The sequence below is a fragment of the Xanthomonas sp. NCPPB 3761 genome (genome assembly GCF_041475705.2).
Lineage (GTDB): Bacteria > Pseudomonadota > Gammaproteobacteria > Xanthomonadales > Xanthomonadaceae > Xanthomonas > Xanthomonas phaseoli.
Genome location: NZ_CM191262.1, coordinates 759281 through 783988, shown reverse-complemented (window position 1 = coordinate 783988; position 24708 = coordinate 759281). Strand labels below are relative to the sequence as shown.

Genomic DNA, 24708 nt, shown 5'->3' with positions numbered 1-24708 from the left:
CCGTCCAGCGGAAACCTGACCCAGACGAACAACGCCGTCCGCCTTTGCCTGGCGCTGTGCATCGCCACCTTGTGCGGATGCGGCAACGCCGGGCAGCCATCTTCCCCCGCTGCTTCAATCCCCACCGAGACCGGGCACGCTGGCGTCATCCCTTCGCCTGCTACACCCGCGCACACCACGAGTGCGCCACAGCTGCCTTCGCCAGGCCACTACGCCACAGAGCGTGGCTGGGGGCAGCTCACGATAGCGCCCGAGGCGCAAGATACCGCCAGCTTCTCGCTGGAAACGCTCAACGCCGATGCCAGTTGCAGCTTCAATGGCAAGTTGCGCGGCACCCAGGCGGCGGTATACGACGGCGATCGTCCGGGCGCCTGCACCCTGGAGATCGCCAAGACTGGGGCAGGCGCCGCGATCCGCGGTGCGAGCGGCAGCGAAAACGCATGTCGGGAGTATTGCGGCGGCAATGGCAGCTTCGAAGGCGATTACCTGCCGCTGGCGGCCACTTGCGAACCGACAGCCATGCAGCGCACGCGCAAGGCGTTCCAGTCGCTCTACGATCAAAAGGACTATGTGAAAGCAGAGACGACACTGGCGCCGCTTTACCGCAGTTGCCTGGCCACTTCCAGCTTCAGCGACGAAGGGGCGATTCGCAACGATTACGCCATCACCCAGCACAGGCTAGGCGACGATGCCCGGTGCCTGGAGGCACTGGCGCCCTACCGCGACGACGCCAGACGCAGCGATGAGGCCATCACCGACGGCATGAGCCCCGCGATCGTCGACGATTACCTGGGGGTGATCCACGCTGCGCGCACCAACCTCAAACTCTGCGGCGACGGCGCGGCGGGCTAGCGCGGATCGCCATCCAAGGGTGCACAACGTTAAGGAGAACGGACATGGCAGACCCAAGTAACGGCACGACCACGACCAAGCCGCAATTAAGCGATACCGAACTGAAGACACTGGCGTATTTCGCGATCGGCGTGTCGTCCGAGGGCAGCATCGGCCCCAAGAACGTGGCCTACCACCTGTCCTTCGCCGGCACCACCGCCAACGGCAAGATGACGCCGGTAGGGAACAGCGGCTTCACCATCGGCACGCTGCAGACCGACTTCGGCGCACACCCGGAGGTGGCCGCCGACCTGGTGTCCGCCTATCAGACCTGGGCCGCAAAGCAGACGCCGAGCCTGACGCTGTCGGAAAGCGAAAAGGCCCAGACGACCACCGACCTGCAACGCGACGGCAAGGCCATCAAGGCGGACAACAATCGCGCGCTGGACGAAACGGTGCGCGGCAATCTCGACAAGTTCCTGGCGTCCGATGACGGGGTGAGCTTCGTGCACGCTCATGACCGAACGCAGGTCGAGCGCCTGATGCGTCCAGGTGACGGCAACAAGGACCCGGGCGGCGCGCTGCACCAGCTGCAACAGACCGATCTCTACAAGAATGCCAGCCTCGACGACCAAGCCAAGTTCGCGACCGTGGTCATGAAGTTGGAGAACCAGGCGGGCAAGGGCCAGTACCCGAAGATCCTCAATGGGATCAAGGACGGCAGCCTGACCAGCGTGGACGAGGTGGTCAGCAAGGTCGATGCGATGCTGCCGAACAAGGTCAAGGACGGCAAGGACATTCCCGACTACATCGAGACCGGGGTCCATCATGCGCTCGCCGGCACCGAGGTCTTCAACAAGCTGCGTGCAGCACAGCCAGGCAACCCGCTGCACAACGCATTCAATGCGGTTGCTGCCGATCCGCTGCGCAGCCCGATCGACTTCAAAAACGACACCGCGCATCCCGATGCGCGTCACCAGTACGACGCGATCAAGACCTTGTTTCTGCAAAACGGACAGGCGCAGAAGCTGATCGTTGCGCTAGATCAGGACACGTCCTTCGGCTACAACGTCAAGAACAAGAGCGGCAAGGTGTCTGCACAGTCGTCCAGCCTGTTCGGCGCGGACAACGAGTTCGCGGTCTTCGACGGCAACGGCCATGGCACGGCCTTCGTCGGCGGCAAGTGGAGCGCGGTGGAACGTGGCGACGTCAAGCGCGTCGGCAATGCCGACCAAAGCGTCGACTTGAAGGTGAGCAAGAACGGCACGACCGACACGTTGCTGCATGTGCCAACACCGGCGCAACTGCGCGAGCGGCGTGACGCGCAGGAAACACCGGTTCCTGCAAGCCCGGCGCCACAGCGTTCGGCACCAGCGAACCCCAACGATCCCGATCACCAGAACCACACCCTGCTCAACCAGATCCGCGATGGCGTCGGCAAGATCGACAAAGACATTGGCAAACCCTACGACGAGGCCAGCGAGCGATTGAGTCGAGCGGCCCTGGCCGCCTGCCGGGACAACCGCGGGCTGTCTGCGCACAACGACTTCCCGCTTGCGTCCAACGCGCTGGATCGCGCGGACGAGGTGACGTTGAGCAGCAAGGGTTACCTGGTCGTTGTGCAGGGCGACCCGCGCGATCCAGCGCACAAGCGCGCCGCGGTAAACATTGAGCAGGCGCTCAACACTCCGGTGGAGCAATCGGACCAGAAGCTGCAGGCGGCAAACCTGGCGATCGGCAAGGAGCTGCAACAAGCCAGGCAAGCCGAGCTGGAACGCGGCATGGATGTGCCCAGCCGCGGTGGTCCAGCAATGGCGTAGGGACGGCAGGCGCGCGATTCACCGCCGCGCCGGTGCATGCCGCAGCCGTGCCGAGCGGCGATATTCGTCGCGCCACCTCGCTGCCGATCCGATTCAACGCATCTGCAATCCCGGCGTTTGCTGCACCGCGGTTTGAGCCGCGCCCCGGTTTATGCGTCACTGCCGCTCTGGCCCCGGGTAGGGACCGAGGAAGCGCCACGTGTCGGAAGTGACTGTCGCCAACCTCCTGCAGGCCACGGCCGGGCCCACGTCCGCTGCCGAGGCCGAGTCCGCGCTGCTGGTGCGGATGCGCCGCTTCCGCCAGATCGAACCACTGCCGCCGGCGCTGGCGCGCTCGTGGCAGCGCTGCCTGGACGAGTATGGGCTGAGTCCGGATGCTGCCCCGTTGCCGATGGTCCACGATGGCAGCGGGCTGCGCGAGCGCCAGCAGCGGCTGGAAGAAGTGCTGCGCATCGCCAAGGTGGAGATGGAGAACCTCTACGAGCAGATCGCTGGCGGCGGCTACGCCGTGGTGTTCGCCGACGCCGAGGCGACCTTGCTGCACAGCGTGCAGGATCCGGCACTGTTGCGCGAATTCCGCCAGACCGGGTTGTTCTGCGGCGCCAGCTGGGCCGAGCGCTACCAGGGCACCAACGGGATCGGCACCTGCGCGGTAGAGCGCAGCGCGCTCGGCGTGCACCGCGGCGAGCATTACCTGGCACGGCACCTGCCGCTGTCGTGCAGCGGTGCGCCAATCCTCGACCCGCACGGGCAATTGCTGGCGGTGCTGGATGCGTCCACGCCGGACGCGCGCGACACCAAGCTGGTACAGCGCCACACCAGCGCGTTGGTGCGCATGTCGGCGGCACAGATCGCGCGTTCGTATTTCCTGGAGCAGTACCGGCATGCGTGGATCCTGCGCTTCCACAGCCGCCCGGAGTTCGCCGGCCTGCTGCACGAGGCGCTGATGGCGATCGACAACGACGGCTGCGTGCTGGCCGTCAACGAAGCGGCGCTGGAACAGCTCGGCAAGGGCGATCGCAGCCTGCTGGTCGGGCGCGACATCTCGCAGGTGATGCAGCTGGACTTCGACACCGTGGAGCAGCGTGCGCGCAATGCTGCCAGCACGCTCTGGTCGATCCGCTGTGCCTGCCACGGACGCCGCTTCTTCGCCCTGGCGCAGCCGCCGCGCCGCAACGTGGTTGCTGGCGGCGCGCACGCCACTCCCGCCGGCGAAGGCGAGGCGGCTTACGCACGCGAACACGTCGGCTCCGATCCGCGCATGCGCCACAACCTGGACAACGCGCTGAAGCTGGTCGCGCATCGCGTGTCGATCCTGCTGTGCGGCGCCACCGGCACCGGCAAGGAGGAGTTCGCCAAGGCGGTTCACCGCGGCTCGCCCTGGGCGGCGCGGCCGTTCGTGGCGGTGAACTGTGCGGCGATCCCCGAGGCGCTGATCGAGAGCGAACTGTTCGGCTACGCGCGCGGCGCGTTCACCGATGCTGCGCGCGAAGGCCGCCACGGCAAGCTGCTGCAGGCCAGCGGCGGCACCTTATTCCTGGACGAGATCGGCGACATGCCGCTGCCGCTGCAGACGCGACTGCTGCGCGTGCTCGAAGAACAGAGCGTGACCCCGCTGGGCAGCGACCGGGCGATGCCGTTGGAACTGCACGTGATCAGCGCCAGCCACCGCGACCTGGCGCAGATGGTGGCCGCCGGCGAATTCCGCGAGGACCTGTACTACCGCCTCAACGGTGTGGTGCTGCACCTGCCGCCGCTACGCGAACGCAGCGACAAGGCCGAGCTGATCCGCACCCTGCTGCGCGAGGAAAACAGCGAGCGCAGCGTGCGCATCAGCGAAGATGCGCTGCACAAGCTGCTCAGCTACGCCTGGCCGGGTAACCTGCGCCAATTGCGCAATGTGCTGCGCACGGCGGCCGTGCTGTGCAGTGACGAGGTGATTCGTCTGCCGAATCTTCCACAGGAGATCGTCGACGCGGGCAGCGCACCTTGCCTGGTCGATGCGCGTGCGGTCGCGGCCGACGATATGCCCGGCCGCGTTGCATTGGATCAGGCCGAGCGGCTGGTGCTGCAGCAACAACTCGAACGCCACCGCTGGAATGTCAGCCGCACCGCCGACGCCCTGGGCATCAGCCGTAACACCCTGTATCGCAAGTTGCGCAAGCACGGGCTGTAGACCGGGTGAATCGGGAATGGGGAATGGGGAATGGGGAATCGTAGAGCGTCAGCGCACTGCTTTTATCCATTCCGGATTCCCGATTCCCGATTCCCGATTTCCCGCTTCAAAGCGCCCAGCGCAGGCCGATGAGGTACTGCCGGGGCACCCCCGGTGCGAGAAACCGGGCCGGGCCGGTTTCCACTGGCGCATCCTGCGGCCGTGCGAGTTCGCCGTCGGGGAACACGTCTTCGGCCACCGCGGCATAGGTGGCGTAGTGGCGGTCGAAGAGGTTGTCGATCCGGGCGAACAGCGACACCCGTGCGTTGATGGTCCAGCGCGCCTGCAGGTCGACCAGGGCATAGCCGGCGGTGCCGATGTCGAGACGCTCCGGCGCGGCCTCGCCTTCTTCGGCATTGGCGACCTGGCCATCTTCGTTGCCGCTGGCCACTCGCCCGGAGACCGCACGCACGCCCACGCCCAGCGTCAGCGCATCGCGTTGCCACTCCATGCCGAGCTTGAGGTTGTGCCGCGGTAGCGCGGCGATCCGCAGTCCCGGCCGCAGCGCGATCACACGCTCGCCGGACAGCAATTGGCCATCGCTGCGGTAAGTGGCATCCAGGTAGCTGTAGCCGGCCGACCACTGCCAATCGCCGCTGCGCAGATGCAGCGCCGCATCCACGCCCTGATAACGCATGCGGCCGACATTGTCGAAGTAACCCAACTGCGTGTCCGGTGCGCGCAAGAACAGAATGTCGTCGCGATTGTCGGCGCGGTAGACCGACAGCGTGGCATTGCGATCGGCCGATGGCGTCCAGCGCGCGCCCAGTTCGTAGGTGCGCGAGATGATCTGCTCCAGGCGTGGGTCGGCCTGCAGACCGGTCGGCAACCGACACGGCTGGGTGGGATCGGCGCAGCCCAATTCGATGGCGGTGGGCGCACGGCTGTTCTGCGCGACCGAGCCGTAGAGCGTCACCGCCGACGCGAGCCGATGGGTCAGACCCAGCGACGGATTGGCTTTGGCATAAACGAAGCGCTCGCGTGGGCGATCGCCGTCGTCGGCGGTGGAAAGAATGTTGTCCACTACCACATGATTCCAGCGCACTGCGGCGGTGAGATGAGTGGCATCGTCCAGCGCCCAGGTGTCGGCGAGGAACACGCCCAATGTCTGCGTACTGCCGCGCACGCCGGAAAAGAACGCGCTGTCGGTCGCCGGATCTGCAGCGACCGAACGGTCGGGCTGCACCCAGCCATCGCGGGCGAATTGCCGATAACGCACATGGCCACGATCGAAGGTGACGCCAGCGGTAAGCGCATGCGCGCCCCATTGCCTGCTCAGATTGAGTGCAAGGCCTTGTGCTTGCTGACGCATCTGGGTGGTGTTGAGCGCGCCGGTGTGCAGCGTCTCGGCATCGGTGCGGGCAACATCGCAATCGGCATCCAGTGCGCTGCCATCGGCGGCGTAACCGGAAGCGCATTCTTCGACGAACTCTTCATAGTCTTCGCCAATATCGCCATTGACGGTGTCGCGGCGCCCTACGCGCGAGTATGCGAGGGCGTGCAACGCGATATCTTCGTCGAAACGATGATCCAGCTGCGCGGTCAATAACGTGTTGCGATTGCGGGTGAGATCCGGCGAGGTGTACACCGACCGCCGATCGGCGCGGTACAGGCCCGGCTCCGGACCTTCGTCGGTGTAGCGTGTATCCGGCAGCAGACCATTGCCGATCAAACGGCTGCGCCCGTGCAGCAGCGACAGGCTCCAGTCGGTCCGCTCGCCTTGCTTACCGACCTTGCCGAACACGGTGCCGAGCCGGCCCTCGGAGGCATCGCGCCAGCCGTTTTCATCGAAGCCGGTGAGCGCAACAAAGCCATGCCAGCCGTTGGCGCTCGCAACGCCGTAACCGGCATCCAGCCGCTTGCGCGCGCCGCTGCCGATGCTCACTTCGCCCTGTAATCCCGGCGCGGTCAGCCCGGACGCGGTAGACAGCACCACCGCGCCGCCCAGCGTGTTCGGCCCGAACAACGGGTTGGAACCAGGCATCAACGTCACCGCAGTGATCGCCGCTTCGGGCAGCATGTCCCAGCTGACGATATCGGCGAACGGTTCGTTGAACCGTACGCCATCCAGATACACCGACACCCCTTGCGAAGCGCCCGGCAAGGCAGAGGCGCGAAAGCCATGGAAGGTGAGATCGTTCTGGAACGCACTGCCCTGCACGTCTTTGCCGTCCACGCCGACGAAGCGCCGCTGCAGCAGATCGCTCAGGTTGTTGCTGCGCCCTCGCGACAACTCGGCATTGCTTGCCGACTGCACCATGTACGGCAATTGCGCCGCATCGATGGTGGTGCCGGGGATCGGCGTGGCGGTGACCTCGATACGGTCCAACCAGGTGACTTGCGGCGCTTCCGCTGCAACGGCCAATGCGCTGCGTGCGAGCAAGACCATGGCGCATGCGCCTGCCAATCCCTTGCGATGCAGCGTCGCTGTCCTGCATCTGCCTGCTGCCATGTGCATCTCCTTCAATACGCCACGATGGATTTGATGCCGCGCGCCGCACGCAGGTCAGTCAACGCCTGGTTGATGTCATCCAGCGCCAGCGTGCGCGTGATCAACGGCGCCAGCTGGATATCGCCGTGCAGATAGCGTTCGACGTAACCGGGTAGCTCGCTGCGGCCTTTGACGCCGCCGAAGGCGCTGCCGCGCCACACCCGCCCGGTGACCAATTGGAACGGGCGCGTGCTGATTTCCTGCGCGTCGTCGGCCATGCCCAGGATGACGCTCTCGCCCCAGCCCTTGTGGCAACACTCCAGCGCCGCCCGCATCGCGCCGACATCGCCGACGCATTCGAAACTGTGGTCGGCGCCGCCATCGGTCAGGTCCACGATCACCTGCTGGATCGGCGCACCGTAGTCGTGCGGATCCAGGCAATCGGTGGCGCCCAGCGTGCGTGCCAGTGCGAATTTCGCAGGGTCGATATCCACGGCGATGATGCGGCCGGCCTGCGCCAGCAGCGCGCCCTGTATCACCGACAATCCGATGCCGCCCAGCCCGAACACCGCCACGCAATCGCCCGGCCGCACATGCGTGCTGTTGAGCACCGCACCGACGCCGGTGGTGACCGTGCAGCCGAGCAGGCAGGCCTGCTCCAGCGGCGCATCCGGATGGATGCGTGCGACTGCAATCTCCGGCAATACGGTGTATTCGGAAAACGTGCTGGTGCCCATGTGATGCAGGATCGGCCGCCCGTGCAACGAAAACCGGCTGCTGCCGTCAGGCATCAGGCCACGTTCCTGGCTGCTGCGAATCGCCTGGCACAAATTGGTACGGCCGGAACGGCAGAACTTGCACACGCCGCATTCGGGCATGTACAGCGGAATCACGTGATCGCCGGGCCGCACGCTGGTGACGCCGATCCCGACATCTTCGACAATGCCAGCGCCCTCCTGCCCCAGGATCGCCGGAAAGCTGCCGACATGGCCGTGCGCCAACGCATGCGCATCGCCATGGCAAATGCCGGTGGCCACCAGGCGCACCAGCACCTCGCCGGGACGCGGCGGCTGCAGGTCGACTTCTTCGATGGTCAACGGCTGGTGCGGACCCCAGGCCACCGCAGCGCGTGTCTTCATCCGGCCTCCCTGACGCGCGTCGGCCTGCCGGCCGCTCAGCGCGCGATGATCACGCCCCACGGCAGCTCGCCGACGGGGATCTGGTTGAGTTCGCGCAAGCTGGCGGTGTCGATCACGCTCACGGTGTTGGAGCGCCCGTTGGCGACGTAGAGCTTGTCGCCGGTCGGCGTCAGCGCCGGATTCCACGGGCGCTGCCCAACCGGAATCTCGGCCAGGCTGCGTGCGGTATTGAGATCGATCACGCTGACCGTGCCGGCGCCACCGTTGGAGGCATACAGCCGCGTGCCATCGGCCGACAGCGCGACGCCGGCGGTGCGCATGCCGGCCGGCAGACTGGCACGACGCTGGCGCGTCTGCAGGTCGATCACGTCCACCACGTTGGCGGTTTCCTGGGCGATGTACACGCTGTGCCCGTCGGGCGCGAACGCCATGCCGCGCGGATGGCCGCTGGTGGCCACCACGCCGCGCGATCGATGCGTGGCCAGCTCGATCAGGTCCATGTCGTTGGAACCTTCATTGCTGGTGAGCAACCACTTGCCATCCGGGGTGTAGGCACAATGCTCCGGCGCCTGCCCGCGTGTGGCGATCACCTGCTGCACGGTGAAGTGCGCCGCATCGATCAGCATCACCTGATTCTGGCCTTCCACGCAGACCGCGAACTGCCTGCCGTCCGGCGACAACGCGATGCCTTCGGCGTTCTCGCCGATGTCCACGCTGCGCAACACCGCATCTTTTGCGACATCCAGTTCGACCAACCGGTGATGCTCGGCATCGATCAGGTACAGATGCCCCTGCGGGCCGGGCAAGAGCTGCTGCAAGCGCTTGCCGAGCTGGCCCTGCGCGCTGAGCGTACGCACCACGGTATCGGTGTGCGTATCGATCACCGAGACGGTGCCGCTGCGTTGATTGGGCACATACGCAAACACCGGCGGCGTTGCCGGCGCCGGTGTCGCCTTGCCCGTCGTCGCGGGTGCGGCGGTGGAGGCCGGCGTGGCAGCGTCGCGCTGGCAGCCGGCCAACAACAGCATGCCCAGCAGCGCTGCTGCCAACCCGCGCGGCCAGCGAGCGCATACTGGCCTCATTGCGCCTTGCCCGCGGTCTTGTTGATCGAGTGGATGAAGGCCAGCAATTTTTCGGTGTCGCCGGGCTTGAGCACCGGCGCGAACGGCGGCATCTGCCCGACGACCTTTTCGTGCCCGACGCGGGTCTTGCCGTGGGTAATCATGGCCGCGGTGCCTTCATTGATCAGCGTACGCAGGGTGTCGTCGTCGCTGCCGTACACCCAGATGTCGTTGGTCAACGGCGGGCACATGCCACCGCCGCCGGTCCCGCCGTGACAGGCATTGCAGCCGGCCGAGAAATAGATCTTCTTGCCTTCGGCGACCAGTTCGGGCGTGACCTTGACCTCGGGCCCCTTGGGAATCGGCACGATCGTGGCGGGCGGCGTGGCCGGCGTGGCCGGATCCGGCGCAGGTCCGGCTGCAAGGTTTGGCATCGCAGCAGCGGGTGAGGACGCAGGCGCTGCGCTGCCGGCCACTGGCGCAGGCGCTGGTGCGCTGGCGGCCGGCGGTGGCGGTGGCGGCGCAGCGGCGGCCGGTGCCGGCGGCGCATCCTTGCCGCATCCCGCCAGTGCCACGCTGAGCATCAAAGCGCACAGCGGTGCGCGGGCGGAACGATCGAGATAACGTTGGATGGACGTGCGCATGAACGAACCTTTTTGATCGGAGGGAACGCCGCGCATCCCGGTGCACGCGACGGGTGACGCAATCATTTGGGCGCCGGGCGCCGGGCATCGGCGAGTCGCCTGGCCAGTGCGGTATCGCCACGTGCCTGCGCCAGGTCCGCAGCGGTCTTGCCTTCGCGGTTGCGCGCAGACGGGTCGGCACCTGCGGCCAGCAGGCGCTTGGCAACTGCCTCGCGCCCGGCCGCGGCAGCCAGCATCAGCGCCGTGACGCCCGCCTGATTGGCGTGGTTGACCTCGGCGCCACGCGCCAGCACGGCCTCCAGAATGGCCGGGTCGTCACGTGCCACCGCAAACATCACCGGCGTGAATCCGGGGGGATTGGCGCGCCGCACATTGGCGCCCTTGTCCAGCAGCGCCTGCACCACGCCCACGTCGGCATAGGACACCGCAAGCTCCAGCGCGCTCCAGCCGTCGCTGGACACGGTGTCCACCGGCGCGCGCTTGGCCAGCAACCTGCCGACACTGTCGGCATCGTTGGCCCAGGCGGCTTTCATCAGCGCGGTCCAGCCGCTGGCGTCGCGCGCCTCCAGGCGTGCGCCGGCATCCAGCAGCAGGCCGACCAGATCCGGCTCCTGGTTGCGGATGGCCTGGTGCAACGGCGGTTCCCCGAGCAGGTTCGCGTGATTGGCATCGGCGCCGTGGCGCAGCAGCCATGCCGCACGCACCGCGTCACCCGCATCCAGTGCATGCGCCAGTTCCTGGTTCGGGTCTGCACCCTCGGCGATGCGCAACTGCAGCTGCGCCAACTCTTGCGACGAGGCCGCCGGGCTGGGGGCAGAGGATGTTGGTGCCGGTGTGACGTACGGCCCGTGCGATGCCAGATCGCCGGCCACTACGCAATCGCTGCAGCGCACCAGCGGCACGTGATACCTGCGCAGGATCTCGCTGATCGCCGCCGCGCTCTGCTGCAGCGCCGTGTTCAACGCATCGCGCAGCTCTGCGTTCTTGCGCGACACCGCCCAGGCCATCGAATACTCCAGCACCGCATCGTCGATGGTGTTCAAGGGCACCATTCCCAGACTGTTGCGCTGCGCGTAATAGCCGGCCACAGGGCCCCAGGATTCGGCCGCATCCAGCTGGTTGGCAGCGACCCGTTCGACCAGCTTGCCAGGGTGTTCTTCCGGTGCGGTGGCCGAATCGTAGAACAGGTATTGCACCTCACCGCTGATGCCATGCTCGTACAGCGCCTGACGCGCAGGCGAGCTCTGGAACACGCCCAGGCGCAGCTTTTTCAACGCCGGGTCATCCAGCGACGCTGGCCGCACATCCACGCCTTTGCGTATCACCAATACATAGGTAGAGCGATAGAGCGGACGCGTGGTCAGCCCTTGCTCGAAATCGCTGTTGAGGTCCATCAGCACATCGCAACGGCCCGCGTTGATCGTGCTGCGTGCCAGCCCGCGCTGGTAATAGGTGCGCCATTCGTATTCCAGGCGCCGGCCCATGGCATCGGCCACGACCTGGGCAATCTTGTTCTGGAAGCCTTCGCCGGCCTTGTTGGACAACGGCATGTTGCCCGGGTCTGCGCAGACGCGCAGCACCTGCCGGTCCAGTGCTGGCGGCGGCGCAGAGGTCGCGGCCGGCGGTGTTACCGGCGAGCTGGTCGATGCCGGCGCCGCAGCGGGCACCGCATCCGAATGAGAAGCGCGAGCCGCCGGTGAAGACGGCTCGCGTGTGCAGCCTGCGGCGACGAGTCCGAGGCTGCACAGCACCAGCACCTGCTGCAGGTGCCGGGTGATGCCGCGCACGCCGGCAGCAAGCGGCCGAGGTGCGCGTCCAACGCCTTGCGTGCAGGTCATCGTGCCGTCTTCGCGGCTGCATTGGCGGTACCGCCGCCTGCGGCCGCAGTGGCAGTGGCAGTGGCAGTGGCAGTCACGGTCTTGCCGGCACCATCGATGCGGAAGCTGTGGACCATGCCGCCGAGCGGAATCTTGTCGAAGCCCGCACCGAACGCCAGCCCCGCCGCACCTAGCGCGCCATACGGATCGGACGGATCCAGGCCCGCCGTGACCGGCAAGCCGATCCACCCGCCGATACCGGAGAACACCGCCACGTACTGATGGCCGTTGGCCTTGTAGGCGATGGGATTACCGATGACGCCGGACGGCAATTTGGTCTCCCACAGCTTCTTGCCGGTGTCCTTGTCCACGGCGCGGAACCAGCCGTCCAGCGTGCCGTAGAACACCAGCCCGCCGTCGGTGACCAGGGTGCCGCTCCACACCGGGTACTTCTCCTTGATCTCCCACTTGGACTTGCCTTCCACCACATCGAACGCCTTGACGATGCCCAGCGCGCCCGGCTCGTTCGGTTTCATCATCACGTTGGCGAACACGTACGGCAGACCCATCATGGTGTTGCCGCGCTCCTGCGGTTCCAGCTCCATGTGCCAGTTATTGGTGCCGCAGAAGAACACCGCCGCATTGGCCGGATCCACCGAACACGGCTGCTGGTCCTTGCCACCCATCGCCGAGGGGAAGGCCTGCACTTTCTTGCCGCGTTCCAGCGGCGAATGCGCGGCCACCTTGACCGGGCGACCGGTCTTCATGTCGATGCGTTCGGCCCAGTTGGCCGGCACGAACTTGTGCGCGCGCAGCAGCGTGCCATCGCGCCGATCGAGCACGTAGGCAAAACCGTTACGGTCGAACTGCACCACCGAGGGAACCTGCTTGCCGTCGATGGTGAGGTCCACCAGGATCGGCTCGTTGATGCCGTCGTAATCCCACTGGTCGAACGGAGTCTTCTGGTAGCCCCATACCGCCTCGCCGGTATCGATCTTGCGGGCGAACAAGGTCATCGACCACTTGTTGTCATGCTCGCCGTTGTTGCATTCCTCCTGCGAGGTCTTGCCGCAACGGTACGACGGGCTCCACAGGCCCGGATTGCCGGTGCCGTAGTACACCAGCTTCAACTTCGGGTCGTAGCTGTACCAACCCCACGCTGCACCGCCGCCGCGCTTCCATTCTTCGTTGGGAAAGGTCTTGACGCCCAGGTCGCCGAGCTGGCCATGCTGCGGATTGGCCTTGTTAAAATCCGGGCCCAGGCAGATCGCCTTGTCGGTACCGGCCGCATCGCAGGACCATGCCTGCTTGCCATCGGCAAGGTTATAGGCGGCCACGCGACCGAGCACGCCGAACTCGTTGCCGCTGATGCCGGCAACCACCTTGCCGTCGGCGATGATCGGCGCCATGGTGATGGTCTCGCCCTTGTCCGGGTGCGCGAGTTTTTGCTTCCACACTTCCTTGCCGGTCTTGGCATCGAGTGCAATCACATCGCCGCTGAGGCTGCCGAACACCAGCTTGCCGTCGGCATACGAGGCGCCGCGATTGACCGTATCGCAGCACGCCACCGCCACCGACCGCTCGTCCTGTTGCGGGGTGTATTTCCACAACACCTTGCCGCCGTCGTCCTGCGCGGCCAGATCGATGGCGAACACATTGTTGGGATACGCACTGACCATGTACATGATGCTGCCGATCACCAGCGGCTGGCCTTCGTGGCCGCGCGTGGCGTCGGTTTTCATCTCCCACGACATCTTCAGATTCTTGACGTTGTCGCGATTGATCTCGGCCAGCGGGCTATGCCGGGTGAGTGCGAAGTCGCGTCCTACGCCGCCCCAGTTGTCCGCATTGCTGGCAGTGGCGGTGAACTCGCTATCGGTGTCGACCGCGGCAGCAGGTGCAGCGGCGGGCGCGGCGGCAGGTGCTGCAGCAGTTGCCGGCGCTGCAGTTTCGGTCGGCGTGTCTTTCTTGCAGCCAGACAAAACGGCGCTCAGCGCAAGCATGAGCAGCGCAGCGCTGGGTACGCTGCGACAGGAAGATTGGTGCATGTGCGTCTACCCCTCTCGTTTGAACAACCAGTCGGTTGAAACATCCCGCAACGCAGGCACTGTCACCGCCGTTACGATGCGGACGCAGGAAACGTCGGGAGAGACGTGAGCAAACGGCATGCCAGCCAACTGGTGCGCCGCACCACGTCGAGTCAGCAAGGGTCGGGAGTAATGACGGCGAGCTGAGCACTTCGCGTTGTCACGGTTTTGGCACAGTTTGCGCCGAACGTGCTGTGACACAGGTGGTGCAGGCGGTCGAATGACGTCTCGGTAACGTCGAGCATGTTCTCAGCTCAGATCGTGGCACCACTGATGCAGGGCAGTGCGCGATGCAGGCCACACCGCGCGGTGTGGCCACGCATGTCTTCTTTCGCCAGAAGATGGGTATCCGAAAGGCGGATGCGGGTACGACGAGCACCCTTCAAGACGCGTCATGGCGTCGGCAGGGATTCAACCGTTCCCATGCCCGCTGTGTGCGCGTTACCCGCGTTGCACAGGCGCAACGCGCTCCTCGCTCTCCAATTGCGCGAGCAACTGCGTGCAATCGCGCAGGCGCCAGTCGGCGAAACCGGGCCAGGGGTCGCCGGGTGTATTGACCAGCACAGTGCACGCACCGACGGCACGGCCGCAGGCCAGGTCATTGTGATGATCGCCGACCATGACCAGCGCGCTGCCTTGCACCGACCAGCGCCGCGCGAAATAGCGCAGCCCGTCGGGCGCAGGTTTCGGGGCAGCCTCATCGCGCCCGACGATGTCGTCCCAGGCGAACGCATCGTCCAGACCGATCGCCTGCAACGTGATCGTTGCCAGCTCGCGTGCGTTGCGGGTGAGCATGCCAAGCCGGCAACCGGCCGCATGCAGCGCGCGCACCAACGCCACTGCACCCGGCGCGGCGCGTGCGCGCTGGGCGAGCGCGCGCTCGTGTTCGAGCAACCAGGCATGCTTGGCCGCTGCTTCGTCGGCCGGCAGCGCGGCCAGGTGGTGCAGGATGTCCGCCTCTGGCGGGATGTCCAGCACGCGACGAATCAAGGCGAAATCGTGCGCAGCCTCGGTCAGCGTGCCGTCCATGTCGAAGACCCAATGGCGGTAGTCGGACAACGCGGGAGCGCGCGTGGCGAGTGTCATGCTGTCCATCCTTGCAAAGACATGAAAACGATCGATGCGATGCAGCGGGCGGCTGCGCGGCCAACCTGCAGTGCGCAACCAGCGACCTCGCCCAACGCGGTCGACAACGCATCTGCACGCACCGCCAAGCCAATGGGTGCAGCGCGCGGTTGGCTTGTGCTTGCGCGGACACTCCAATGCGCGCTCGCCCCTGCCACCGAGCGAATGCGCACCAGCTTCGCTGACCGCGCCGAGCGCGCAGTGCCGATGCGCCGCAGCACCATCACACCGGGGTACTGCACAGTCGATCAAACCCGGTCATGCTGCACCGGTTCGCACACACGTTCGGTGGACGGCAGGATGTCACCGCGAGCCGACCTACTTCCACCCGGGCATCTGCGTGGTGTCTAGGCCGCCGACCTCGAACTCTGCGGTGCGCGTAGCGCCGGCCTTGACCGGGAAGGTGATGCTGATGCGCTTGGCGTTGCGCACGAGCTTCCACAACGCTTTGTCATCGTCGATGAACATGGCAATGGCTTCGTCGGTATCGGGGCGGTGCGCCGCCATGGCACGCGGTGCGCCGCCATCGGCGGCCACCTGCACCTTGCAGCCACCGTAGCAATTGAAATCGCCGGCCTTGAGCACGAGGTAGCTGTGGCGCTTCCACTGCGGATGATCGCGAAACACCAAGCTGACCGGCTTGGGCCCGCTGCCATCCACATCCACGCGTTGCTTGGCATCGATCATCGCCGAGCGCTGCGTGCCGCCCTTGGCCGGCACCTGCGAGTATTGCCACAACGCCTGCATGCGGCGCAGCTCGCGCGCCTGCTCGCCCTTGGCCTTGATATCGGCATAGCCGGGTTCGATACGCGTGGCAGCCGCGGTGCCGGCGTAGCCTTCGATCAAGGCCGCACCGTGCGCACGTGCCATGTCCCAGTTCTGTGCCTTGACCGCTTCGTCATATTGCTTGGCGAGCGCATCGGCCTGGGTTTCCTTGGCCTGCGCCTGCGCGGTGGCCTGCGCCTGACGTTGCGCCTCGCGGTCGGTGCAGGCACTCAAGGCGGCGACGCACAAGGCCGCGCTCAGCAGATACTTCATCGTCGACTCCGAAAGGCGTGGGACACCACCACAACGATAGCAGCCCGGCGTTGCAGGCTGCATGCACGACGGCAGGCGTTCGCGCCGGATCCTCAGACAACACACCGGGAGCACAAGGCTCCCGGTGTATTGCACGTGCCGCCGAACTGACGACTCTGCGTTGCGCGACGAACTACTGCTGCGTCGGCGCCGGTTTTTCTGCAGGTGCGGTTGCAGGTGCAGGAGCCGCAGCAGGCATCGCCGCCTTCGCCTTGGCGATCATCTCGGCCACCGATGCGGTGGTGATCGGGTGGTAGCTGGGCTTGGCCTTTTCGAAAGCCTGTTCGGCGAACGCGATGCCGTCGGGCGTCTTCAACAGTTCTGCGTAGATCGGCAGCACCAGCTTGCGACGGCCGACGCGCTCGATGAACTCGCCCGCGGCAGCGCGCGCGTCGGTGTAGCCGCTGCGGATCGCCAGCGGATACCAGCGCATCGCGATCTCGCCATTCGGCGTGCCGGTGAAGTGGTACGCATCGTCCAGCTGCTTGAGCTGCTCGGGCTTGAGCGTGGCGCCCATGCCGCTGAGGAAGTGCACCCATTCCTGGGTGCCCCACTCGCCGGTGACCTGCTTGTTCGGCAAGGTGCCACTGCCGCTCCAGGCGATGCGTGCGGTATCCACGATCGAGAAGCTGCGCGAGCGTGCCTTGGCGGCGAAGGCCGGAATGCCCGGCTGCTTCAGCCATGCATCCACCTCGGCTGCGCTCACCGTGTTGGGATGCTTGTCCAGCAGATTTTTCTTGAGGTAATCGACGAACTGATCGGTGGTGGCGCTCTGGAAGGCGTGATCGTCGAACCAGCCGCGCAGGAACGGGTCGAATACCTCGCGGCCGAAGCGCTGCTCCAGGAACTGCAGGAACCACGCGCCCTTGACGTAGGCGACCTGGCTCAATGCTTCGTCAGGGTCGCGCTGGGCCAGCGGCGGCAACTCCAATACCTGGTCGGCCGGCGGCATGTCTTTGACTTCGGCCAGCAGATCGCCCTGGTCGATCTCGCGCTCCATCTCGGCCATCTCGTTGCCGTACAGCGCTTCGGTGATGCGGCCCTGCACGTAGGTGGTAAAACCTTCGTTGAGCCAGATGTCCTTCCAGCTGGCATTGGTCACCAGGTTGCCGGACCAGCTGTGCGCCAGTTCGTGCGCGACCAACGACACCAACGACTTGTCGCCGACGATCACGGTGGGCGTGGCGAAGGTCAGGCGCGGATTTTCCATGCCACCGAACGGAAACGACGGCGGCAACACCAACATGTCGTAACGGCCCCAGCGATACGGGCCATAGAGTTTTTCGGCCGCACCGATCATCTTTTCGGTGTCTTCGAATTCCTTGGCGGCCTTGTCGGCCATGGCCGGCTCGGCCCACACGCCCGAGCGCGCGGAAATCGGCTTGAACACCACATCGCCGGCGGCAATGGCCAGCAGGTAGGACGGAATCGGCTCGGGCATCTTGAAGCTGTAATCGCCGTCGCGTGCCGCCTTGGGGTCGTTGTCGGCGCTCATCAGCACCATTACGTCCGGGCGCGAGGTGACATGCGCGCTATAGGTGAAGCGCACGCTCGGGGTGTCCTGCAACGGCACCCAGCTGCGCGCATGAATCGCCTGCGACTGGCTGAACATGAAAGGCAGTTGCTTGCCTTCGGTCATCGACGGCTCCAGCCACTGCAGGCCCGAGGCGGTCGGCGCGGTGTGATAGGTGATCACCACCTTGCCCGGCTGGTTCGGCGTTTCGATGGTGAGTTTGCTGCCGAAGGTCTTGTCGGCCGGCGCCAGGGCGAACTGCAGCGGCGACAGGCCGCCCTTGCCATCGTCGGCCTGCACCTGGGCGATGCTCAGCTCGCGCGTGTCCAGCACCAGTTGCTTGGCGGCCTTGTCCTTCCACTCCAGCGTGTAGGTGGCGGTGCCGCCAATCTGCTTGGCATCGAAATCCAGCTTCAGGTCCAGCGCCAGGTCCTTGATGACCACCATCTGCGGCTGGGCGTAGGAACTTTCGTCGTGGTTGCGGGCGTCTGCTTTCACGGGAGCCTTGGCAGTGGCGGCCGGCGCGGTGGGGGATGCCGACGGCGTGGAGTCATTGGAACAACCGGCCAGCGCGATGGACACGGCCAGGGACAGCGACAGGAACGGGAAGCGCATCGACGGCACCGCAGCAAGGAGAATTGGACATTTTAGCGCCCCGTGCCGCAGCCTGCCCGTGTCATCGGTGGCCATGCGCGCGACGGCCTGCCACGCGCTGCCGCAATCGGCTTGCCCAGGTCAGGTCACCGGATGGCCGCGCGGGGCGTCGTGCCCGTCGCGCACCAGACGCCGGCCACCGGAGAACTTGGCGCGGTACATCGCCGCATCGGCGCGGCGATACAGTTCGGTGGCATCCAGCCCTGGTTCGCACACCGCACTGCCGGCGCTCACATGCAGCGGCGCGTCGTCGGCATCCTCGCGTTCGAGCATCGAGAGCCATTGGTTGAGCTTGAGCGTGGCTTCGTCTTCGCTGGCATGGATGCCGATCAGGAATTCGTCGCCGCCCCAGCGCCCGACCCAGTCCTGCGCGCCCAGCCAGCCGTAGGCCGAGTTCACCAGGCGCACCAGCACGCGGTCGCCAGCCAGGTGGCCGAAACGGTCGTTGATCTGCTTGAGGTTGTCCATGTCCAGCACGAACAGCACGAACGGCCAGCCTTCGCGCTGGGAGGCGATCACCGAATCGCGCATCGCCTGTTCGCAGCCGCGCCGGTTCAGCGCTTCGGTCAACGGGTCGAACAAGGCGTGTTTCTTGAGATCGCGCATGCCGGCATCGATACCGCGCAGGCTGCGGTTGATGCCGCGCAACAGCCGGCCCAATTCATCGTCACCCTGTTCCGGAAGTGTGGGCAGGCGTTGATCGGCGTAATACGAATCCAGCGCATCGGCGGCGATGCGCAGCGGTGCCAGCAGCCGATACAGCGCGACCAGGGTCAGTGCCGTGCCAGCCAGCGTGGCCAGCAATGCCACGATGACCACCGACCACAGCGGGCGCCCGTCCAGTTCGCTCTGCGATGCCAACCAGGCGATCAACAGCAGCAACGGCAGATGGATGCCCAGGAAGGTCACCGCCAGCAGTTTGGCGCTGAAGGAGCGGGGAAACACGCGCGAGAGCCCGGCGTACAAGCGCATCCAACTCTCCGGCAAAAGAGCGTTTAGTGTCGCCGAGAGCGTGTGGAGCCAACGCGACGGAGTTCTCAGAACTTCGCTGGCCTACACATGTGAGACACCGCTTCCCCGCAACAAGCGATCCCGTGCACGCGGGGGGCGAGCGCCAGCGCACGCTCTGCGCGCCGACGCCCATCAGGCTGAAACGACCTGCCTAGATCTTGTAGCCGGAGTGGATGGCCACGATGCCGCCGGTCAGGTTCTTGAAATGGCAACGCGCAAACCCGGCCTCGCCCATCATGCCCTTGAGCGATTCCTGCGGCGGATGCTTGCGAATGCTTTCGGCCAGGTACTGATAGCTATCGGCATCGCGCGCGAACAGCTGGCCCAGCCTGGGCAGGATCTTGAACGAGTGGAAGTCGTAGATCGGCTTGAACCACTCGGCGGTGACTTCGGAAAATTCCAGCACGCGCGCCTGGCCGCCGACCTTCAACACGCGGTACATCTCGCGCAAGGCGGCGTCCTTGTCGGTGACGTTGCGCAGGCCGAAGGAAATGGTCACCAGATCGAAACTCTGGTCCGGGAACGGCAGTGCTTCGGCGTTGCATTGCACGTAGTCGAAACCGGACACCAGCCCGCGGTTGGTCAGCCGGTCGCGGCCCACCGACAGCATGCCGGCATTGATGTCGCCCAGCACCACCGCGCCTTCGTTGCCCACGCGCTCCTTGAGCAGCACGGCGATGTCGCCGGTGCCGCCGGCCAGGTCCAGCACGCGGTCGCCTGGCTTCACCTGCGCGGTCGCCACGAAGTAGCGTTTCCAGGCGCGGTGCACGCCCAGGCTCATCAGATCGTTCATCAGGTCGTAGTTACGCGCGACCGAGGTGAACACTTCGCCGACCAGCTTCTGCTTGTCCTTGGCAGCGACATCGCGAAAGCCGAAATGGGTGGTACCGGAGGTATAGGGGGATTCGCTCATGGGCGGATTATCGCACTGCTGACGCCACCATGACCGCAACCGGACCACAATCGCGTTTTCATCTGCGACCGGCCCTGCGAGCATTCAGTGCGCGACAAGTACGTCCAGCGCGACTGGCAGCCCCACGAGCGGCCCACCCTGCCGGGGTCGGCCTCCACCCCCCTGCACCCTACCCGGCGGCGTATCCAGTACGGGCTGGTGGGCGTGGTGGTGGCGCTCACCGGAGGGCTGAGCAATGCCCTGGTCACTGCCAACCTGACCTATCTGCAAGGCACCTTGGGCGCCTACGCCACCGAAATGGCGTGGCTGCCGGCGGCCTATGTGATGACCAACATGTCGGCCAACCTGCTGCTGGTGAAGTTCCGCCAGCAGTTCGGGCTGCGCCGGTTCACCGAAATCTTCCTGGCGCTGTACGCGCTCATCGCCTTCGCGCATCTGTTCGTGCACAGCCTGAGCTCGGCGATCACCGTGCGCGCCGCGCACGGCCTGGTGGGCGCCGCGCTCAGCTCGCTGGGCCTGTATTACGTGATCCAGGCATTTCCACCGAAATATCGGCTCAAGGCCGTGGTGCTGGGCCTGGGCATGACCCAGCTGGCGTTACCGCTGGCGCGGGTGTTTTCCACCGACCTGCTGGAATTTGGCGAGTGGCAAGGCCTGTACCTGTTCGAGTGCGGGTTGGCGGTGTTTGCGCTGGCCTGCGTACTGGCGCTCAAGTTACCGCCGAGCGACCGGTATCGCGTGTTCGAGCCGCTGGATTTCCTCACCTCCAGCCTGTTCGCCGCCGGCGCCGCCGGCCTGGCCGCGGTGCTGTCGCTCGGGCGCCTGCTGTGGTGGACCAGTACGCCGTGGCTGGGCGTGGTGCTGGCCGCGTCCATCGTGCTGCTGTGCACGGCGGCCTGGATCGAACACAACCGCCGCAATCCGATGATCAACACGCGCTGGCTGGCCAGTGCGGACATGCTGCGGCTAGGGCTGGCGATCCTGTTGATCCGGCTGGTGCTGTCCGAACAAAGCACCGGCGCCATCGGCTTCTTCCAGACGCTGGGCCTGGCCAACACGCAACTGCAGACCCTGTTTGCGCTGATGCTGCTGGGCGCGGTGGCAGGCGTGGCCGCCAGCGCGTGGCTGATCAACCCGGCGCGGTTGCCGAACATCTGATCATCGCCGTGGCGGCCATCTGCGTGGGCTGCTTCATGGATGCCGATGCCACCAGCCTCACCCGCCCCGAACAGATGTATGCGAGCCAGTTCCTGCTCGCCTTCGGCAGCACGTTCTTCATCGGTCCGGCGATGGTGGCCGGCATCGGCCGGGTGATCGCGCAGCCGGGCAACCTGATCAGTTTCATCGTGCTGTTCGGCATGGCGCAGAACATGGGCGGCCTGCTCGGCAGCGCCCTGCTCGGCACCGTGCAGGTGGTGCGCGAGAAATACCATTCCAGCCAGTTGGTGGACCATCTGGTGCTGACCGACCCGCAGGTGGCCGCGCGCGTGCAGGCCTACGCAAGCCTGTATGGCCGCAGCATCGGCGACCCGGCGCTGCGTCAGGCCCAGGGCGTGCGCACGCTGGGCACGGTCGCCACGCGCGAAGCCGATGTGCTGGCGTACAACGACGTATTCCTGTTGATCGGCTGCATCGCCATCGCCACCGGCGTGTGGATCCTGTCCGTGCTGGTGTGGCGCCGCTATCTGCGCCCCTCGGTCTCGCCCCCTCCTCCTGCTCCCACTGCGCGCCCATGAATACACCAGCAGATTCCTCCCTGCCTGCCGACCCGCAACGTCGTCGGCGTCGCCGTCTTGCCGGGGTCGTCGGCTTCGGCGGGCTTGCCCTGATCGGCGTGGCGTTGGTGCTATATGCCTGGCGCCTGCCGCCGTTCGTCAGTGCGATCGAACGCACCGAAAATGCGATGGTGCATGGGCAGATCACCGTGATTGCGCCGCAGGTGAGCGGCTATGTCACGCAGGTACCGGTGCAGGACTTTGCGCACGTCAAACGCGGCCAGTTGCTGGCACGCATCGACGACCGCATCTATGCGCAGCAACTCGAACAAGCCAAGGCGCAGGTGCAGACCGCGCAGGCCAACCTCGCCAACTGGGATCAACAACGCCATAGCGCCGAAGCGACGATCGCCGAGCAGCGCGCCGCGCTGAGCAGCAACCAGGCACAACGCGAGCGCACCCATTCGGCCTATGCGCGGACGCAGCAGCTGGCCAGCCAGCAACTGGTCTCCGAGCAGGACCGCGACACCGCATTTGCCGCGCGTGCGCAAGCCGATGCCGGCGTGGCGCAGGCACGTGCCGCCGTGCAGGCCGCCGAAGAAAACGCCCGCAGCGTCACTGTCAACCGCGCCGCGTTGGAAGCGGCGGTTGCCAATGCACAGGCCGCCGTGCAGCTGGCCCAGATCAACCTGGACAACACGCGCATCCTGGCCCCGCGCGATGGCCAGCTCGGTCAGCTTGGCGTGCGCCAGGGCGCCTACGTCACCAACGGTACGCAGCTGATGTCGCTGGTGCCGGACACGCTATGGATCGTGGCCAATTTCAAGGAAACCCAGATGGCCAGGATCCGGATCGGCCAGCGCGCCAGCTTCACCGTGGATGCGCTGGACAATGCGCGTCTGCATGGCAGCGTGCAGGAGATTTCGCCGGCCGCCGGCTCCGAATTCAGCGTACTGCCAGCCGACAACGCGACCGGCAACTTCGTCAAGATTGCCCAGCGCATTCCGCTGCGCATCAGTGTCGATGCGGACCAGCCGTTGGCGCCGCGGCTGCGGCCAGGCATGTCGGTGGTGGTGGCCGTCGATACCGACAGCGCAGTCGACTAGGCATCAACCTCTATCCGAGCGTGGGCAATACCGCCGGCGAGACGTGGCCAGCACGCCCACACGTGCACGACTCGGCAGCTCAAGCGCGGCACAGCCGCTATGATGCAACGATGCCCCCCATGCCCCTTCCTCCCCTGCACTGGCAGCACCTGCGGTTTGCGCAACTGAGCACCACGCAGCTGTATGCGCTGCTGCGGCTGCGCACGGATGTGTTTGTGGTGGAGCAGCAATGCGCCTATCCGGAACTGGATGGCAAAGATACCGATCCGGGCGTGCTGCATGTGCTGGGCACCACCAATGACGCCGCGTTGGCGGCCTACCTGCGCGTGCTACCGCCAGGCTTGAGTTATTCCGAACCGAGCATCGGCCGCGTGGTCGTTGCCGCAGCATTTCGTGGCACTGGACTGGCGCATGCACTGCTGCGCGAAGGCATCCGGTTGGTACACACGCAGTGGCCGGGTCACGCGATCCAGCTCGGTGCGCAGGCGCACCTGCAATCGTTCTACGCGGCGCACGGGTTTGCACCTGCGTCCGCGCAGTACCTGGAAGATGGCATTCCCCATCTCGACATGCTGCGCCCTGCCGGCGCAGCCCCTCAGGAGTTCGCATGATCACCACCCCCGACTACCGCGCATTGCTGGACACCGCCATTGCCGAGGCCCGCCAGGGCCTGGCCGAAGGCGGCATCCCGATCGGTGCGGCGCTGTATCACAACGACGGGCGCCTGCTTGGCTGCGGCCATAACCGCCGCGTGCAGGAGAACGACCCCTCGGTCCACGGCGAGACCGACGCGTTTCGCAAGGCCGGCCGCCAGCGCCGCTACAAGGACACCATCATGGTCACCACGCTGGCGCCATGCTGGTACTGCAGCGGGCTCGTGCGCCAGTTCAACATCGGCACGGTGGTGGTCGGCGAATCGGTCACCTTCCAGGGCGGCATTGCGTGGTTGCGCGAGCACGGCGTCAATGTGATCGATCTGCAGAGCCAGGAATGCATCGATCTGCTCGGTGGCTATATCTCCGCCAACCCGCAGGTGTGGAACGAAGATATCGGCGAGGATTGAGCGGTTTGCCGGATTGCGCAGGTTGACTATGCGGTGCAGGCGGCTGCCTAGCTGAAGGTCCATCGCAGAGCCGATGATCTGAGCCTTTGTTGCAGGGTGATCTGCAACCCGGCTGCAGGGTCCTTGCCCGCCCACCATTGCAGGGCACGCTGCAAGGACGTCCCTGTCAGCTCTTACGCCGCACCCATGCCGCGCAAGGCCCCGCGACGATGGGCGGGCAATGACCAGTCGAGATGGTCGGCGTGCATGGGAGCAGCAGTGCTGGATGCGGCTTGTTCGATCATTGCAGCATCGGCGACAGGTCTGATGCGCACCGCACGACAGACAGCTTTTTGGATGAGCGCCGACCAACTGTGTGGTGCCGTGTCTTCGCCGCTTGCGGGACCGTGTGGAGGCATGATGCCGCCATCGAGCCTCCAGGGCCGGAGTGACGGCGTGTCCTGCACGCGACGAGGGCGCCGCGCCCGCGACCGACCCGGCGTTGAC

17 protein-coding genes and 1 pseudogene are annotated in these 24708 nt (G+C 65.9%); 7 read left to right on the top strand and 11 right to left on the bottom strand.

Going from position 1 to position 24708, the window contains the following annotated elements; all coding sequences use genetic code 11:
* The first annotated feature begins 324 nt into the window (after positions 1–324).
* The 3 genes from ACCQ00_RS03415 (at position 325) to ACCQ00_RS03405 (ending at position 4827) form a co-directional block, all read left to right on the top strand.
* Positions 325–852 carry a hypothetical protein gene (locus ACCQ00_RS03415; RefSeq protein ID WP_039568043.1) on the top strand — a complete coding sequence of 176 codons (528 nt, stop codon included), beginning with the start codon at positions 325–327 and terminating at the stop codon, positions 850–852.
* A 44-nt stretch (positions 853–896) separates the two neighbouring features.
* Positions 897–2651 (top strand): XVIPCD domain-containing protein, encoded by a 1755-nt coding sequence (locus ACCQ00_RS03410; protein WP_039568045.1) that lies wholly within the window; start codon positions 897–899, stop codon positions 2649–2651.
* A gap of 199 nt (positions 2652–2850) precedes the next feature.
* Positions 2851–4827 (top strand): sigma-54-dependent Fis family transcriptional regulator, encoded by a 1977-nt coding sequence (locus tag ACCQ00_RS03405; RefSeq protein WP_039568047.1) that lies wholly within the window; start codon positions 2851–2853, stop codon positions 4825–4827.
* Positions 4828–4933: 106 nt separating this feature from the next.
* Here the strand turns inward: ACCQ00_RS03405 and ACCQ00_RS03400 are convergent, their stop codons facing one another.
* The 11 genes from ACCQ00_RS03400 to ubiE all read right to left on the bottom strand — a co-directional run bounded on the left by ACCQ00_RS03400 (position 4934) and on the right by ubiE (position 20338).
* A complete protein-coding gene (locus ACCQ00_RS03400; protein ID WP_039568049.1) occupies positions 4934–7318 on the bottom strand; it encodes a TonB-dependent receptor in 2385 nt (794 codons plus the stop codon).
* Between the two features lie 11 nt (positions 7319–7329).
* Entirely contained in the window at positions 7330–8436 is a 1107-nt protein-coding gene (locus tag ACCQ00_RS03395) for an S-(hydroxymethyl)glutathione dehydrogenase/class III alcohol dehydrogenase (RefSeq protein WP_022558218.1), read from the bottom strand.
* A 35-nt stretch (positions 8437–8471) separates the two neighbouring features.
* Positions 8472–9518: a beta-propeller fold lactonase family protein gene (locus ACCQ00_RS03390; protein ID WP_039568051.1), complete on the bottom strand. Its 1047-nt coding sequence runs from the start codon at positions 9516–9518 to the stop codon at positions 8472–8474.
* A complete protein-coding gene (locus ACCQ00_RS03385) occupies positions 9515–10177 on the bottom strand; it encodes a c-type cytochrome (RefSeq protein WP_039568053.1) in 663 nt (220 codons plus the stop codon). Before ACCQ00_RS03385 ends, ACCQ00_RS03390 begins: the two co-directional genes overlap by 4 nt.
* Positions 10178–10203: 26 nt before the next feature.
* Positions 10204–11979: a quinoprotein dehydrogenase-associated putative ABC transporter substrate-binding protein gene (locus ACCQ00_RS03380; RefSeq protein ID WP_039568054.1), complete on the bottom strand. Its 1776-nt coding sequence runs from the start codon at positions 11977–11979 to the stop codon at positions 10204–10206.
* Positions 11976–14006 (bottom strand): methanol/ethanol family PQQ-dependent dehydrogenase, encoded by a 2031-nt coding sequence (locus ACCQ00_RS03375; protein WP_080949011.1) that lies wholly within the window; start codon positions 14004–14006, stop codon positions 11976–11978. Before ACCQ00_RS03375 ends, ACCQ00_RS03380 begins: the two co-directional genes overlap by 4 nt.
* A 480-nt stretch (positions 14007–14486) precedes the next feature.
* Positions 14487–15140 carry an HAD family hydrolase gene (locus ACCQ00_RS03370; protein ID WP_025982196.1) on the bottom strand — a complete coding sequence of 218 codons (654 nt, stop codon included), beginning with the start codon at positions 15138–15140 and terminating at the stop codon, positions 14487–14489.
* Between the two features lie 348 nt (positions 15141–15488).
* Positions 15489–16208, bottom strand: coding sequence for a hypothetical protein (locus tag ACCQ00_RS03365; protein ID WP_039568063.1), 720 nt, complete (start codon positions 16206–16208; stop codon positions 15489–15491).
* A 172-nt stretch (positions 16209–16380) separates the two neighbouring features.
* Positions 16381–18375, bottom strand: a complete 1995-nt coding sequence (locus ACCQ00_RS03360) for a M1 family metallopeptidase (protein ID WP_017155415.1) — start codon at positions 18373–18375, stop codon at positions 16381–16383.
* A gap of 120 nt (positions 18376–18495) precedes the next feature.
* The gene (locus ACCQ00_RS03355) at positions 18496–19386 is read right to left on the bottom strand and encodes a GGDEF domain-containing protein (protein WP_039568065.1); all 891 of its coding nucleotides are present in this window, start codon (positions 19384–19386) and stop codon (positions 18496–18498) included.
* 190 nt (positions 19387–19576) lie between these two features.
* Positions 19577–20338, bottom strand: coding sequence for a bifunctional demethylmenaquinone methyltransferase/2-methoxy-6-polyprenyl-1,4-benzoquinol methylase UbiE (gene ubiE / locus ACCQ00_RS03350; protein ID WP_017155416.1), 762 nt, complete (start codon positions 20336–20338; stop codon positions 19577–19579).
* Between the two features lie 87 nt (positions 20339–20425).
* Here ubiE and ACCQ00_RS03345 point away from each other — a divergent pair.
* From ACCQ00_RS03345 to ACCQ00_RS03330, 4 genes and pseudogenes are all read left to right on the top strand, one after another.
* Positions 20426–22074 (top strand): annotated as a pseudogene (locus tag ACCQ00_RS03345) (MFS transporter).
* Entirely contained in the window at positions 22071–23159 is a 1089-nt protein-coding gene (locus tag ACCQ00_RS03340; RefSeq protein ID WP_039568067.1) for an HlyD family secretion protein, read from the top strand. The pseudogene ACCQ00_RS03345 and the gene ACCQ00_RS03340 overlap by 4 nt, the downstream one beginning before the upstream one ends.
* 110 nt (positions 23160–23269) lie before the next feature.
* Positions 23270–23770 (top strand): GNAT family N-acetyltransferase, encoded by a 501-nt coding sequence (locus ACCQ00_RS03335; RefSeq protein WP_039568069.1) that lies wholly within the window; start codon positions 23270–23272, stop codon positions 23768–23770.
* Entirely contained in the window at positions 23767–24222 is a 456-nt protein-coding gene (locus ACCQ00_RS03330; RefSeq protein ID WP_017158520.1) for a nucleoside deaminase, read from the top strand. Before ACCQ00_RS03335 ends, ACCQ00_RS03330 begins: the two co-directional genes overlap by 4 nt.
* Positions 24223–24708: the final 486 nt, after the last annotated feature.

Excerpts from the sequence above, each read along its gene's own strand:
- ACCQ00_RS03410 (WP_039568045.1), top strand. The coding sequence starts at position 897 with ATGGCAGACCCAAGTAACGGCACGACCACGACCAAGCCGCAATTAAGC.
- ACCQ00_RS03400 (WP_039568049.1), bottom strand. The coding sequence starts at position 7,318 with ATGGCAGCAGGCAGATGCAGGACAGCGACGCTGCATCGCAAGGGATTG.
- ACCQ00_RS03395 (WP_022558218.1), bottom strand. The coding sequence starts at position 8,436 with ATGAAGACACGCGCTGCGGTGGCCTGGGGTCCGCACCAGCCGTTGACC.
- ACCQ00_RS03390 (WP_039568051.1), bottom strand. The coding sequence starts at position 9,518 with ATGAGGCCAGTATGCGCTCGCTGGCCGCGCGGGTTGGCAGCAGCGCTG.
- ACCQ00_RS03385 (WP_039568053.1), bottom strand. The coding sequence starts at position 10,177 with ATGCGCGGCGTTCCCTCCGATCAAAAAGGTTCGTTCATGCGCACGTCC.
- ACCQ00_RS03380 (WP_039568054.1), bottom strand. The coding sequence starts at position 11,979 with ATGACCTGCACGCAAGGCGTTGGACGCGCACCTCGGCCGCTTGCTGCC.
- ACCQ00_RS03375 (WP_080949011.1), bottom strand. The coding sequence starts at position 14,006 with ATGCACCAATCTTCCTGTCGCAGCGTACCCAGCGCTGCGCTGCTCATG.
- ACCQ00_RS03370 (WP_025982196.1), bottom strand. The coding sequence starts at position 15,140 with ATGGACAGCATGACACTCGCCACGCGCGCTCCCGCGTTGTCCGACTAC.
- ACCQ00_RS03365 (WP_039568063.1), bottom strand. The coding sequence starts at position 16,208 with ATGAAGTATCTGCTGAGCGCGGCCTTGTGCGTCGCCGCCTTGAGTGCC.
- ACCQ00_RS03360 (WP_017155415.1), bottom strand. The coding sequence starts at position 18,375 with ATGCGCTTCCCGTTCCTGTCGCTGTCCCTGGCCGTGTCCATCGCGCTG.
- ACCQ00_RS03355 (WP_039568065.1), bottom strand. The coding sequence starts at position 19,386 with ATGCGCTTGTACGCCGGGCTCTCGCGCGTGTTTCCCCGCTCCTTCAGC.
- ubiE (WP_017155416.1), bottom strand. The coding sequence starts at position 20,338 with ATGAGCGAATCCCCCTATACCTCCGGTACCACCCATTTCGGCTTTCGC.
- ACCQ00_RS03340 (WP_039568067.1), top strand. The coding sequence starts at position 22,071 with ATGAATACACCAGCAGATTCCTCCCTGCCTGCCGACCCGCAACGTCGT.
- ACCQ00_RS03335 (WP_039568069.1), top strand. The coding sequence starts at position 23,270 with ATGCCCCCCATGCCCCTTCCTCCCCTGCACTGGCAGCACCTGCGGTTT.
- ACCQ00_RS03330 (WP_017158520.1), top strand. The coding sequence starts at position 23,767 with ATGATCACCACCCCCGACTACCGCGCATTGCTGGACACCGCCATTGCC.